Origin of the sequence: Aquibaculum sediminis (assembly GCF_040712085.1) — a bacterium.
GTDB lineage: Bacteria > Pseudomonadota > Alphaproteobacteria > Kiloniellales > DSM-21159 > Aquibaculum > Aquibaculum sediminis.
In genome coordinates this window covers 128,792-141,521 of record NZ_JBFCVK010000010.1, presented here as the reverse complement: position 1 = coordinate 141,521, position 12,730 = coordinate 128,792, and the positions used below count along the sequence as shown (strand labels likewise).

12 protein-coding genes and 1 tRNA gene are annotated in these 12,730 nt (G+C 66.4%); 6 read left to right on the top strand and 7 right to left on the bottom strand.

What is annotated here, in order from left to right:
• Positions 1-190: hypothetical protein (locus ABZ720_RS15685; RefSeq protein WP_366556467.1), on the top strand; the 190-nt coding region annotated here is incomplete at its 5' end.
• A 313-nt stretch (positions 191-503) separates the two neighbouring features.
• Here ABZ720_RS15685 and ABZ720_RS15680 read toward each other — a convergent pair.
• Together ABZ720_RS15680 and ABZ720_RS15675 are read right to left on the bottom strand one after the other, a co-directional pair.
• Positions 504-579: transfer RNA gene (locus ABZ720_RS15680), tRNA-Glu, on the bottom strand.
• 116 nt (positions 580-695) lie between these two features.
• Complete coding sequence (locus tag ABZ720_RS15675; RefSeq protein WP_366556466.1) at positions 696-2,126, bottom strand: amidase; 1,431 nt, start codon at positions 2,124-2,126, stop codon at positions 696-698.
• 235 nt (positions 2,127-2,361) lie between these two features.
• Between ABZ720_RS15675 and ABZ720_RS15670 the strand changes: the two genes are divergently transcribed.
• Both ABZ720_RS15670 and ABZ720_RS15665 read left to right on the top strand, forming a co-directional pair.
• Complete coding sequence (locus tag ABZ720_RS15670; RefSeq protein ID WP_366556465.1) at positions 2,362-2,742, top strand: hypothetical protein; 381 nt, start codon at positions 2,362-2,364, stop codon at positions 2,740-2,742.
• On the top strand, positions 2,742-3,989 hold the full coding sequence (locus ABZ720_RS15665) for an amidase (RefSeq protein ID WP_366556464.1): 1,248 nt from the start codon (positions 2,742-2,744) through the stop codon (positions 3,987-3,989). The genes ABZ720_RS15670 and ABZ720_RS15665 overlap by 1 nt, the downstream gene beginning before the upstream one ends.
• A 7-nt stretch (positions 3,990-3,996) precedes the next feature.
• Here the strand turns inward: ABZ720_RS15665 and ABZ720_RS15660 are convergent, their stop codons facing one another.
• Positions 3,997-6,039: a sensor histidine kinase gene (locus ABZ720_RS15660; RefSeq protein WP_366556463.1), complete on the bottom strand. Its 2,043-nt coding sequence runs from the start codon at positions 6,037-6,039 to the stop codon at positions 3,997-3,999.
• A 182-nt stretch (positions 6,040-6,221) separates the two neighbouring features.
• Entirely contained in the window at positions 6,222-6,737 is a 516-nt protein-coding gene (locus ABZ720_RS15655; RefSeq protein ID WP_366556462.1) for an adenine phosphoribosyltransferase, read from the bottom strand.
• Between the two features lie 275 nt (positions 6,738-7,012).
• On the opposite strand from ABZ720_RS15655, the gene nirK reads away from it, so the two are divergent.
• On the top strand, positions 7,013-8,173 hold the full coding sequence (gene nirK / locus ABZ720_RS15650) for a copper-containing nitrite reductase (protein WP_366556461.1): 1,161 nt from the start codon (positions 7,013-7,015) through the stop codon (positions 8,171-8,173).
• Between the two features lie 84 nt (positions 8,174-8,257).
• On the opposite strand, the gene ABZ720_RS15645 is transcribed toward nirK, so the two are convergent.
• Entirely contained in the window at positions 8,258-8,431 is a 174-nt protein-coding gene (locus ABZ720_RS15645; protein WP_366556460.1) for a hypothetical protein, read from the bottom strand.
• A gap of 92 nt (positions 8,432-8,523) precedes the next feature.
• A complete protein-coding gene (locus tag ABZ720_RS15640) occupies positions 8,524-9,507 on the bottom strand; it encodes a calcium/sodium antiporter (protein ID WP_366556459.1) in 984 nt (327 codons plus the stop codon).
• 145 nt (positions 9,508-9,652) lie between these two features.
• Here ABZ720_RS15640 and ABZ720_RS15635 point away from each other — a divergent pair, with 145 nt between their 5' ends.
• On the top strand, positions 9,653-10,342 hold the full coding sequence (locus ABZ720_RS15635) for an SOS response-associated peptidase (RefSeq protein ID WP_366556458.1): 690 nt from the start codon (positions 9,653-9,655) through the stop codon (positions 10,340-10,342).
• A gap of 1,005 nt (positions 10,343-11,347) precedes the next feature.
• Here the strand turns inward: ABZ720_RS15635 and ABZ720_RS15630 are convergent.
• Positions 11,348-11,581, bottom strand: a complete 234-nt coding sequence (locus ABZ720_RS15630; protein ID WP_366556457.1) for a hypothetical protein — start codon at positions 11,579-11,581, stop codon at positions 11,348-11,350.
• A 161-nt stretch (positions 11,582-11,742) separates the two neighbouring features.
• Between ABZ720_RS15630 and ABZ720_RS15625 the strand changes: the two genes are divergently transcribed.
• Positions 11,743-12,696, top strand: coding sequence for a pirin family protein (locus tag ABZ720_RS15625; protein WP_366556456.1), 954 nt, complete (start codon positions 11,743-11,745; stop codon positions 12,694-12,696).
• Positions 12,697-12,730: the final 34 nt, after the last annotated feature.

The window sequence follows — 12,730 nt, the reverse complement described above, 5'->3', positions numbered from 1 at the left end:
GCCGATCGACGATCCGTCCCCCGCCATCGCCGGTGCGGGTCAGGCACCGGCGATGGTTCATCTTCTACCGATGAACCGCCATCTTCATAAGACAAGCCGATCGTCTCAGTCGGATTCACGAAGCGATCCGAACAGAGACGTGAATCGTCTCTATCTCTTTGATGTAGACCGAATTCATGCATTTATCTGAACCCGGGGTGGTTCAGATTAAATGCGATCCAGTTTATAGAGGCCGATCATGGTGTTCGCTGCAAGAGAAGGCACGGCCAGGCGTGGCGATGACGCGACGATGACGCGACGATGACGCCAGCCGAATTCCTAGAGCGGATCAGGGCGCGGTGGCGAAGCCACAGGCAGGACACGAGAGCAGCGGAAATGCGTTTTCTGGAAGGTAGGCCGAGAGCCTCTGCGACATAGACCTGCCGCGCAGGGATACACTGAAGTGTACGAAATCACGCGAGGGCGGATTATTGCGGAAAAGCCGAAAGCCCTGGCTTGTAGAATGGCGTCCCCTAGGGGATTTGAACCCCTGTTACCGGCGTGAGAGGCCGGCGTCCTAGGCCACTAGACGAAGGGGACGCAAGCGCTTGGCGTGGCCAGGGCCGGGATATAACCAATGGCGGGCCGCTGCACAAGGGGTAGCGGCCCGCATTTCTGCTGCGGTTGTCGTTTTTCTCCTGCCCCAAAGATGCGGTTCAGAGGCTGCCGGCACCGGGCGGCAGCGCGAAGGGTGCGGCCTGCTCGAAGGCGTGGGCGGCGCCCAGGACCAGCGCGTCGGCGTGGCGTGGCCCGACGATCTGCAAGGCGGCCGGCAACCCGGCGGCCGTGAGACCACAGGGCACGCTGGCCGCGGGCTGGCCGGTCAGATTGAACGGCCAGGTGAAGGGCGACCAGTCGCACCAGCGCTCGATGTCCGCGCCCTCGGGCCACTCGCGGCCGGCCTCGAAGGCCGGGATCGGCAGCCCCGGGGTCAGCAGAAGATCGTAGTCCTGATGGAACCTCGCCATGGCGATGGAATAGGCCTCGCGCTGGCTGACCGATTCCTGGAACTCGCGCAGGGAGTAGCTGTCGCCCTCGGCGGCGATCTCGCGCAGGCCGGGGTCCATGAGCTCCTGCTTCTCCGCCGGAATCTTCGAGAGCAGACGTCCCGCGCCCGAGTACCAGATCACCCGGAAGGCCCAGGTCGGATCCGGCAGGCTGGCGAGGTCCACTTCCTCCACCTGCGCCCCCAGGTCACTGAAGCGCTGCACCGCCGCCGCCACCAGGGCGGCGATCTCCGGATCCACCTTCACCTTGGTGTTCATGCCCAGATCGGGGCTGTAGGCGATGCGCAGGCCCTTCACCCCGCCCTCCAGGCCCTGGGTGAAATCCTCATCGCTGGCCGGCAGGCTGTAGGGGTCGCGCGGGTCGGGGCCCGCCATGACGGAGAGCATCAGCGCACTGTCCGCCACCGTGCGGGTCATGGGGCCCACGTGCGACACCGAGGCAAAGGGACTGAGCGGATGGGCCGAGACCCGGCCGAAGCTCTGCTTGATACCGGGAATGCCGCAGAAGCCGCAGGGCATGCGGATCGAGCCGCCGCCGTCGGTGCCGATGTGCAGCGCGCCCATTCCCATGGCGGCGGCCGCCCCGGCGCCGCCGCTGGAGCCGCCGGGCGTCATGGCCGGGTTCCAAGGGTTGCGAGTGATGCCGGTCAGCGGATTGTCGGTCACCCCCTTCCAGCCGAACTCCGGCGTGGTGGTCTTGCCGATCAGCACGGCGCCGTGGCGGCGCAGATTGCCCACACTGGGCGCATCCTCCTGCGAGGGGGTGTCGTCGGTGGTGCGCGAGCCGCGCCGGGTCGGCCAGCCCTTGGCCACCAGCAGATCTTTCACCGTGGTCGGCACCCCGTCCAGACGCCCCTGCGGGCTGCCGGCCTGCCAGCGCGCCTCGCTCTCGCGCGCGGCGGCCAGCGCGCCCTCGCGGTCGACCAGACAGAAAGCATTGAGTGTACCGTCGTGGCGTTCGATAGCCTTGAACGCAGCCTCGGTGGCCTCGACCGGCGAGAGCGTGCCGGCAGCGTAGTGGGTGAGCAGTTCCGTGGCCGAGAGAAGTGCGGGATCCTGGGTGCGAGCGGCATCCGACATGAGGCGAATTTTCCCTGCTTGGTCTTGTTTGCCGGCCAGACTATAGCGGATGAGGGCAAGGCAAAAGTCATGGATTGCCTGGACATGGATGATCGCCGTACGGCCAACACCCTGGCACGCCGGGCGCCAGGGGGGCAGAATGCGCGAGAGCAGGAGGAAAGGACCCGGCATGAAACGGCACGGCAGGCAGTCCCGGCGCAAAGCACTTCGGAACGGGCCGTCTCAGTTTGCCCCAATGCGCGTTGCGGTGCTGGTGGCGGTGCTGCTCACGAGCAGCTTGGCCACGGTCCCGGCCCTGGCACAGAACGGGGGGCCCCCGGGCGACAACGCACCTGAAAGCACGCCGCCCGAGAGCGCCCCGGAGGAAATGGCGCGCGAAGGCGTGGAACTGCTGCTGCGTGCCCTGCGCGGTTTTCTGAGTTCGGTGCCGCAGTACGGCTTGCCTCGGATCGAGGAGAACGGTGACATCGTCATCCCCCGCCTAAATCGCGGCGAGCAGAACGAGGAAGACGGGGACACGGACGAAGACGGGCCCAGGGACGAAGACCGGAACGACAGCGACAACTCAGACGGCACGGACAGCTCAGACGACAGCCCCGAGGAGATCCGCACCTGATGTCCGAGACACCCTCCCAGACACCGCCCCAGTCATCGCGTGAGGCCGGCAGCGGCTTCAACCAGGCCCGTGACCCGCTGGGCGCCTTCCTGCCCGGCCCGCGGCTGCACCTGCCACCGCTGGGCATCGGCCCGCTCAACGGTCTCACCGTCGCAGTAAAGGACATCTTCGACACTGAGGGACTGGTGACCGGCAGCGGCAATCCCGACTGGGCCCGCAGCCACCCGCCGGCCGAAGCCCATGCCGAAGCGCTGACCCGCCTGCTGCGCGCCGGGGCCGAGGTGGTGGGCAAGACGATCAGCGACGAACTGGCCTACAGCCTCAGTGGCCGCAACAAGCACTACGGTGCCCCCGCCAACCCCGAGGCGCCCGGTCGCACCTGCGGCGGCTCCTCCTGCGGCTCGGCCTCGGCCGTGGCCGGCGGGCTCTGCGATGCGGCGCTGGGCAGCGACACCGGCGGGTCGATCCGTGTGCCGGCCTCTTACTGCGGCCTCTTTGGCCTGCGCCCGACTCACGACCGCATTCCGCTCACCGGGGTGACGCCGCTGGCGCCCAGCTTCGACACGGTGGGCTGGTTCACTCGCGACGCCGAGACCCTGGAGCGGGTCGGCAGCGTGCTGCTGGGCGAAGACAGCCAATCCTTCGCATTCCGCCGCCTGCTGCTGGCCGAGGACGCCGTGGAACGGGCAGTGCCCGCGGGCCAGGCCTGCCTGCGCGAGGCCGAGACCCGTCTGGCGCGCCTGCTGTCGCCGCCAGAGCGCCTGCGCCCCGGCGACCCGGAGGGACTGACCTTCTGGGGGGACTGCTTCCGCGTGCTGCAGGGCCGCGAGATCCACAAGCATCACGGGGCCTGGCTGGCGGCGGAGCAGCCGGACTTCGAGATTGAGATCGCCGAGCGCCTGGCCTGGACCGCCACCCTGACCGCCGAAGAGGAGGCCGAGGCGGCAGCCGCGCGCGCCCGACTGACGGAGCGCCTGACGACCATGCTGGGCGACGACGGCCTGCTGCTCCTGCCCAGCGCCCCTGACGCGGCGCCCTTCCTGAACGCCGACCTGCCGGCCCTGCGCGCCCATCGCGCCGCGGTCCTGGCCATCACCAGCCTTGCCGGTCACGCCGGCCTGCCGCAGATCAGCCTGCCCCTGGGTCGCGTCGACGGCTGCCCGCTCGGCATCGGGCTGATTGCTCCGGCCGGCGCCGACCGGGCGCTGCTGGCCTTCGGCCGGAAAGTGATGGCGACACCGGAATAGAGGCCCCTCACTCCACTTCGGTTTCGACCTCCGCTTGCTCGGCCGGCTCTGCGTGGTGGACCCGATCCGGGGGCAGCCACACGCGGGCCAGGGTGCCCTGCCCGCGCGCACTTTGCAGGGTCAGGCGACCGCCATGCAGTTCCACCAGGGTGCTGGTCAGGGGCAGGCCGAGGCCCGTGCCCTGCTGACCGAATCCGAAGCCGGGATGCAGCTGGATGAAGGGCTGCATCGCCTGCTGAATGTCGCCGGTGTCCATCCCTATACCGGTGTCACGGATTTCCAGGATGGCACCGGTCTTGCGCCCGACATTGATGCTCAAGGTCACCCGCCCGCTGCGCGGCGTGAACTTGACCCCGTTGCTCAACAGGTTGAGCAGGACCTGCTGCAGGCGCAGGGGATCGACCAACACCAGCGGCACGCGTTCCGGCAGGTCGGCGAGGACCTCCACGCCCGCAGCCTCGGCGCGCGGGCGGACCAATCGCAGCGAGGCCTCTGCAAGAGGAAGCAGCGAGACGGACTTCACATCAAGGGTGAGCTTGCCCGCTTCGGCCTTGGAGACATCGAGGATGTCGTTGATGATGCCCAGCAGATGCACGCCGCTCTGGCGGATGTCCTGGACGTACTCCTGATAGCGCGCCGCTCCCAGAGGGCCGGCGATCTCGGCCGCCATGAGTTCGGCAAAGCCGATGATGGCGTTCAGGGGTGTGCGCAGCTCGTGGCTCATGTTGGCCAGGAATTCGCTCTTGGTGCGGTTGGCCAGTTCGGTCGCATGCATGGCCTGGAGCAGTTCCACCTCGGCGAGCTTGCGCTCGGTGATTTCCTGCAGGGCCCCGAAGACGCGCTCCGTCTCTCCGGTGAGGGGATCCACCTGCGGACGGACGATGAGCCGCGCCCACATCACCTCGCTGCCCTTGGCCACACGCAGGCGCAGTTCCTCGGTGCTGCCCTGGCCTGCCAGCAGGCGCCGGCGCACCGCGTGCAGCAGGGGCAGGTCCTCATCATGCACCAGCTCTTCCAGGTTGAGCCGCGGGCCTCCACCAAGCCGGCGCGCCAGCAGCGAACCGACCATCCACTCCGGGTCAAGTCGCCCATCCCTGAGCACGTAAGAAAAGACCAGGTCCGAGGTCATCTCGGTGATCAGGCGGTAACGGTGTTCGCTCTCGCGCAGGGCCGCCTCCACCCGGCGGCGGTCGCTCACCTCGGCTATGCTGCCGACAAAGCCGCCATCGGGCAGGGGATTGATGCGCACCTCGAAGAGGCGGCCGTTCGGAAGCGACCGTTCGTAAACAATCGGACCGCCACGCATCAGCAGGCTGTAGCGCTTGCGCACCTGCACCTCGGGGTCGCCCGGCCCGTAGTCGCCGCGGCGCGCGCGGAACTCCAGCAGCGCTGGGAGATCACCGCCGTCGAGCAGGCTGGCTGGCAACTCGAAAAGTTCTTGCAGGCGCCGGTTGTAGGCCACGATGCGCGCCGCAGCATTCACCACCAGCACCGCCTCGGCCATGTGGTCGAAGAAGACCTGCAACAGCCGATCGGAGGAGTCGCGCGCCTCGACCGCCTCGCGACGCTGGATCTCCGTGCCCAACCACTTCGCCATCAACTCCAGCAGGTCGCGATGGCGCAGTTGCGGACTGTCGGGCCGGTCATCGACCGCAAAGATATGTCCGATCTGCCGGCCATCATGGCGGCGCAAGGCATGGGCTACGAAGGCTTCCGCCCCGCACTCTGCCAACTGCGAACATTCCGGAAAGGCAGCCGTCACACCTTCAGGCCAGTAGCAGTTGGTCCTGCCGCCATAGACCTCTGCACAGGGCTTGCCCTCCAGAAACGTGTCGAAGGGCGCGGCTTCTACGCCATCCGCTCGAAGTGCGACCACTTGAACCGTCCGGCTCGACGGCTTGAGCCGCGCCACGCCGACCCAGCGATAGCCGAGCAACTGGCCCAGGGCCTCGCAGACGATTTCATATGGCGAGCGCGCCCCGTTGGCGTCGCACAAAAGCAGTGCCAGGGCGCGTTCCCTGCGCTCGGCTTCTTCCGGTGAATGCGGCAAGGTCCTCTACCCTCATCTGCCGGCTCGCGGCGCAGCCGAAACTGCGGCCGACAGCGTACGCGCGGCCCAACGTCCGACTCACCCCCAATTGGGGCATTCTAGCCTTTGCATGGGCCGACATGCCAGAGGATTATGGTTATACTTTAGTGGTATTTTAACGAGCCCGCAGGGATCGGGAGGGCTCAGGCGTCATAGGTCAGGAGGGAATGGGCCGGCACCGTCAGCTTGTCGCGGCCGCCGAGGAAGCTCAACTCAACAATGCAGGCCGCGGCGCAGACCTCCGCGCCGGCACGCTGCAGCAGGTGGACCGCAGCCGCCATGGTCCCGCCCGTGGCGAGCAGATCATCCAGCACCACCACCCGCTGTCCGGGCTGCACCGCATCGGCCTGGATCTCGATGGTATCGCTGCCATACTCCAGGCCATAGGAGTAGCTCAGCGTATCGCCCGGCAGCTTGCCCCGCTTGCGCACCATGAAGAAGCCCAGGTCCAGGTGCAGCGCCAGGGGGGCGGCGGTCAGGAAGCCGCGGGATTCGATGCCCACCAGCAGGTCGGGCTTGTAGGGCGCAATCACCTCCCCAAGTCGTTCGACGGTGGTGCGCCAGGCCTGAGGGTGCATCAACAGGGTCGAGATGTCGTAGAAAAGGATCCCCGGCTTCGGGAAGTCCGGTATCGTGCGGATGTGATCCTTCAGATCCATGGGGTTGCCCTTTCCTCTGGGAGCAGGTGCTGCGCCGGGCGCCTTCTATAGCGGCAGCGGCAGGCGGGAACAACGTGGCACGAGAAGAACGCGCGGGATCTGAGGAAAGCTTGCGTGGATGCAGCAGTACGCTATCCTACTGCATGTGCTTCGACCCATAAATGCAAGTAATTTTTGGGCATTCGCCTCCCCACAGTCCGTTCCTGCCGGAATGACGCTTAACGCGATGCCCAGCTCGAAGCCGCAATTCTTCACAGCAGCAAGGCGAGTGTCCCATGACCGACGCACCGAAACGCCCTAACCCGGACGCGAACGAGATGGCAGGGGAGATGCCCGCAGAAACCGGCCGCATCAGCCGCCGTGGATTGCTGGCTGGCTCCGCCGGCCTGACGCTCGGCTCGCTCGCCCTGGCGGGCAAGGTCCGGGCCGAACACGACCACGGCACCGGCGCGGCGGGATCAACGTCGATGCCAGGCCCGAGCGGCAGTCTCAGTCAGCGGGCCTATTCCCTGCCGCCGAGCGTTGCCGATGATGTCGCCCACGACCCCGCCAGCCTGCCGCCGCCGCTGACCCGGCGCGAACCGCAAACGGTGCGCGTGGAACTGGAGACCATCGAAAAGGAGGCCATGCTCGATGAGCGCGCCACCTTCCGCTACTGGACCTTCAACGGCACGGTGCCGGGGCCCTTCGTGCGGGTGCGGGTCGGCGACACGGTCGAGGTGACGCTGCGCAACGCCGAGGACAGCTGGATGCCCCACAACGTGGACTTCCACGCCTGCACCGGCCCCGGCGGCGGCGCAGAGGCGACGACGGCCTTCCCGGGTGAGGAAAAGTCCTTCCGCTTCAAGGCGCTGAAGCCCGGGCTCTATGTCTACCACTGCGCGGTGCCACCAGTGGCCCTGCACATCGCCAACGGCATGTTTGGTCTCATTCTGGTGGAACCGGAGGAAGGGCTGCCGCCGGTGGATCGCGAATTCTACGTGATGCAGGGAGAGATCTATACCCACGAGCGCTTCGGCACCAGTGGCCTGCTCACCGAGGACTACGAGAAGATGATCAATGAGCGCCCGGAGTACTTTGTGCTCAACGGTCACGTCGGAGCGCTCACCGAGCACTTCCCGATGAAGGCCAAGGTGGGCGAGACGGTGCGCATCTACTTCGGCGTGGGCGGACCGAACTTCGTCTCCTCGTTCCACGTGATCGGCGAGATCTTCGATCGGGTCTACGTCAACGGCTCGGTCACCTCGCCGCCGCAGGAGGACGTGCAGACCGTGCTGGTGCCGGCCGGCGGCGCCACCATCGTCGAGATGAAGCTTGAAGTGCCCGGGCGCTACGTCCTGGTGGACCACTCCCTCTCCCGCGTCGAGCGCGGCCTGGCCGGCTGGCTCGATGTGGAGGGCGAGGAGAACCCGGAAGTCTTCGCCGAACTGGAATAGAGCCCTCGAGATGAAGGGGTGCGAGGGGGCGTCGGACTGGCGCCCCCTCGTCTACCCGTCTTCTACCCGTCTTCTACCCGTGTTCTACTGGGCCAAGGGCCCCAGCGAGATGCCCCAGTCGGAAAGATGGGGCAGCGCCAGCATCACAGCGATCACCAGAACGGTCAGAACAATCACCAGCGCCATGGGCAGCCGATTGACGATCCGGCGCGTCAGGTGAAACAGGAAAATCTGCAGGATGCGGTTCAGCTGCTGCATGGCAGGATCACGGGCAAGGTCACCAGCTTGAGACTCGATTCGCCCGGACCCTACCACGTTTGCGCCCCGACCCCTGCCAGGGATGCGCCGCTTCACGGCCAGAGGACGTAGAGATAGAGGCCATAGCCGGCGAGCAGCAGTGCCCCTTCCCAGCGCGCGATCCGCCGCCCGCTCCAGGCAAAGAGGACCAGCGCCAGGGTGACGCCCACCATCACCAAGTTGTCGAAGACGACGATCTCGGCCGGGACCCGGCTGGGCGCGATAAGTGCCGTCGCCCCGCCGATTCCCAGTAGATTGTAGATGTTCGAACCGACGATGTTCCCGAAGGCCACGTCCCCCTGGCGCTTCAGGCCGGCCACCACGGAGGTGACAAGCTCCGGCATGGAGGTGCCGACGGCGACAATGGTCAAACCGATGATCGTCTCGGAAATGGCGAAGCCCCGCGCGAGCGAGACCGCGCCATCGACGAGAAAGATGCCGCCCAGAACCACCAGGGCCAGCCCCGCCAGGGCAATGAGAATCGAGAGCGGCAGCGAGCTGCGGGCATGCGCGGGCGGCGCCAAGGCGGTATCCACCTCCTGCAACGCCTGGCTCTTGTCGTAGACGGCCGTGTGGCCGGCGGCCGCCAGGTTCCGCTCCTGACGAAATGCCAGGTAGACATAGGTGACCAGGGCGACCACCAGCCCGGCGCCGATCGCCCGGCTCATCGGAACGGCCGCCGCCACCCCCGCAAAAACGACCGCAACCAGCACCATGAAGAGCGCATCGCGCTTGAGCGCCATGGAAGCGACGGCAATCGGACTGATCAGCGACGCGATGCCGACGATCAGCAGGATGTTGGCGATGTTCGAGCCGACGATGTTACCATAGGCGATACCGGGGGCGGCAATGAGCGCCGCCTGCACCGAGGTGACGAGTTCCGGTGTCGAGGTGCCGAAGCCGACCAGGGTCAGGCCGATCACCAGCGGTGATACGCCCAGAGCGGCTGCGACCTGCACCGAGCCGCGGACCAGCAGCTCGCCACCGGCAAGGAGGAGGATCAGCCCTCCGAGCAAAGGCAACCAGATCTCGACCATGGCGGCACCCTCGTGGTTCGCGCAGATCCCTGATCATGCCGCCGATGCCCGTTGCGGGCTATGGCTCTTTGCGGGGTCGGGGCTGGTGCGACCGAAGCCTCTGGCCCAGACTGTATCCCTGCGAAAAGCAGCGAAGGAGCGCACCATGTGCGGCCGTTTCACCCAGGCCATGACCTGGCGACAGCTGGTCGACCTCTACCGGATTCACGAGCAGGCGGAACTGCCGCTGGAGCCGCGCTACAATGTCGCCCCGACCCAGCAGGTGCTGGCGATCCGGCAGACGGCGCCGGACGAGCGCGAGGCCTTCCTGCCGCGCTGGGGCCTGGTGCCCTCCTGGGCCAAGGAGCTTTCCATCGGCAACCGCATGATCAACGCCCGGGCCGAGGGCGTGGCCGACAAGCCCTCCTTCCGCGCCGCCTTCAAGGCGCGGCGCTGCCTGATCCCGGCCAGCGGCTTCTATGAATGGAGCGGTCCCCGCGCGGCGCGCCAGCCGCATTACATCCAGGCGCACGACGGCCGTCCGCTCACCTTCGCCGGCCTCTGGGAGAGCTGGCGCGACCGCACCGAACCCGATGCGCCTCCGCTCGAGACCTGCACCATCATCACCACCGCGGCCTCGCCCGACGTGGCAGACCTGCACGAGCGGATGCCGGTGGTTTTGGCTGACGAGGCCTGGGACACCTGGCTCGACCCCCAGGCCCCGCTCCCGCTGCTGCAAGACCTCCTGCAACCGGCACCGGCTGGGACCCTCACCTACCACCCCGTCGACCGCCAGGTGGGCTCTCCGAAAGCCCAGGGCGCGGAACTGATCGTGCCGCTGGCGCAGAGTTCGTAGCGACGGGGGCGACGGCAAAGCCCCCCTACTCCCGCACCCGCGCCCGCAGCTCCCCATAGTCCTCGATCATCGTCACCAGCGTCCAACAGCCGGCGTCATCCACCCCCGTTGCCAGATCGGCAATTATGAGATTAACGGCATTCCTATCATGTAGGGGGCAAGACCGTTCGGCCTGAACTGGACTAAATGCGGGATGTTAGCCCGCACATGCGCTGAATCCTCGTTCGCCTTGTACCAATCACGAACGCTCTGGATAATATCACTGCAGAATCTGACCGCGTCTAAATTCAGAGCATCATTAACAACATTGTTGTGAAACACGTTGTTTTGCGGATTGGGAAGAGTAAAAATCACCCTTGAATACTGCATGTTTGGATGACCGAAGCGGCCTTGATGAACGACTCCACACCTAAGCCGCCAGCAATCGTAGTCGGTCAGGTTTGGGTATTTTTCAGCAAGGTTCTGACTATACCATTTCCTATACCGCTCTCTGTTTGTATCACCCGTCTCCGATTCCAAGGCCGCACAAATATCTGGCAGTGTAAGTGCCGTAATTATTGCGAGATAATACATCTCGCGCTCAAGAGCGCACTCGACTTCTCTAAGCAGAGACTCCATCGGGGAAGGCATCGGTCGAACCACCCAGCAATACCCTACGCCGAACTCCAATTGACCTCTGAAGGATACAGAGCAATCCATGATGTGAGTGTTTCTAGCCATGTTCGTAGAACACAACTATCACACACCTACCAGCGCGTTAACCCAAAGTTCTCGCAAGCGCCTGCTTCTCAGAATGCGGACGAGAAACTAAATGACTAAAGGGTCTATTCTCGCACCATTGCCCGCAGCTCCCCATAATCCTCGATCATCCGCACCAGCGCCGAACAGCCTGCGCTCCGCGCATGCAGCGCACACCCCGGCCCCAGCCGCTCCAGCTCCGCGGCCGCCCGCGCCTGGAAGGCCGGCGGGTAGTCCACCAGCGCCGGCCGGGCGATGCTGCCGCCCTCAGAAGTCGCCCCGGCGCAGCCGCTCAGCAGCGCCGTCACGGCGATAGCGGGCAGCCGCCCGCGCCTGCGCTCGCGCATTGTCTCTCTCCCGTGTCGCCTGCTCCGCCTGGGCCGCGCGCCGTCCGGCCCGCTCACCGCTGCGCCTGAGCCCGAAGGCCAGCGCCAGCCCGGCCAGCAGCGCCAGCACCACCGGCCAGATCCCCGACAGCCGCGCCATGATCCACGCCATCATCGCCACCTCCTTCGCTCGTAGGGCCGCGCCCCTTCCCCCCTCACCCAGAGCCGCTGCGGCCCCGATGGGGAGTGACCAGGAACGGCGAGACTCACGGGGTCGGACCGCATTACAGTGCGAGCGGCGAACCATCGGGCCCATGTGTCACAGGGAGACTCATCATGAGCCGCTTGCCGGACAGCGAGCCGAAATGCCCCGAAGCGCCCCACTCCGACCTCGTCGAAACCGTGATCGTTCCTCGGGCCCGCGACATTGGCGGCTTCGAGGTGCGCCGTGCCCTGCCCGCACCCAAGCGGCAGATGGTCGGCCCCTTCATCTTCTTCGATCAGATGGGGCCGGCCGAATTCATCACCGGCGCGGGTATCGACGTGCGTCCGCATCCGCACATCGGCCTTGCGACGGTCACCTATCTTTTCCAGGGCGAGCTCTGGCATCGCGACAGCATTGGCAGCGACCAGGTCATCTATCCCGGCGAGGTCAACTGGATGGTGGCCGGCCGGGGCGTCACCCATTCCGAGCGCAGCAGTCCGGCCGCCCGAAACGCGCCGCACAGCCTCTTCGGCATCCAGACCTGGGTCGCCTTGCCGCACGCGCAGGAGGAGGCTCCGCCACACTTCGAGCATCACCCAGGCAAGACGCTGCCGCTGCTGCGCGATGAAGGAACGGAGGTGCGGCTGATCCTGGGCACGGCCTGGGGCGAGACGGCGCCGGTCGCGACCCACTCGGAGCTCTTCTATGCCGATGCCAAACTGGAGCCGGGCGCAAGGCTGCCCCTGCCCGAGGAGCACGAGGATCGCGGCCTCTATGTGGTTGCCGGTTCGGTGGCGATCGGCCCGGACCGTTTCGTGACGGGAGAAATGGTGATCTTCCGGCCCGGAGACCCCCTGTGTGTCAGTGCAGGCGCAGAGGGGGCACGGCTGATCCTGCTGGGCGGCGCAACCCTCGATGGCCCTCGCTACATCACCTGGAACTTCGTCGCCTCGGACAAGGAGCAAATCGAGGCCGCCAAGGCCGCCTGGATCGCGGCGGATTTCGTGAACGGCCCCTTCAGACTGCCCGTGGGAGACGACCAGGAGCACATTCCCTTTCCGGGGCAAAACAGACAGGCCCGCTAAACCGGATCGCAGCGGAAGGAGCGAGCGATCGGGC

What these genes read in the sequence shown, in the direction of transcription:
- nirK (WP_366556461.1), top strand. Translation starts at nt 7,013, where the DNA reads ATGACCGACGCACCGAAACGCCCTAACCCGGACGCGAACGAGATGGCA.
- ABZ720_RS15635 (WP_366556458.1), top strand. Translation starts at nt 9,653, where the DNA reads ATGTGCGGCCGTTTCACCCAGGCCATGACCTGGCGACAGCTGGTCGAC.
- ABZ720_RS15665 (WP_366556464.1), top strand. Translation starts at nt 2,742, where the DNA reads ATGTCCGAGACACCCTCCCAGACACCGCCCCAGTCATCGCGTGAGGCC.
- ABZ720_RS15670 (WP_366556465.1), top strand. Translation starts at nt 2,362, where the DNA reads ATGCGCGTTGCGGTGCTGGTGGCGGTGCTGCTCACGAGCAGCTTGGCC.
- ABZ720_RS15675 (WP_366556466.1), bottom strand. Translation starts at nt 2,126, where the DNA reads ATGTCGGATGCCGCTCGCACCCAGGATCCCGCACTTCTCTCGGCCACG.
- ABZ720_RS15655 (WP_366556462.1), bottom strand. Translation starts at nt 6,737, where the DNA reads ATGGATCTGAAGGATCACATCCGCACGATACCGGACTTCCCGAAGCCG.
- ABZ720_RS15625 (WP_366556456.1), top strand. Translation starts at nt 11,743, where the DNA reads ATGAGCCGCTTGCCGGACAGCGAGCCGAAATGCCCCGAAGCGCCCCAC.
- ABZ720_RS15640 (WP_366556459.1), bottom strand. Translation starts at nt 9,507, where the DNA reads ATGGTCGAGATCTGGTTGCCTTTGCTCGGAGGGCTGATCCTCCTCCTT.
- ABZ720_RS15630 (WP_366556457.1), bottom strand. Translation starts at nt 11,581, where the DNA reads ATGATGGCGTGGATCATGGCGCGGCTGTCGGGGATCTGGCCGGTGGTG.
- ABZ720_RS15645 (WP_366556460.1), bottom strand. Translation starts at nt 8,431, where the DNA reads ATGCAGCAGCTGAACCGCATCCTGCAGATTTTCCTGTTTCACCTGACG.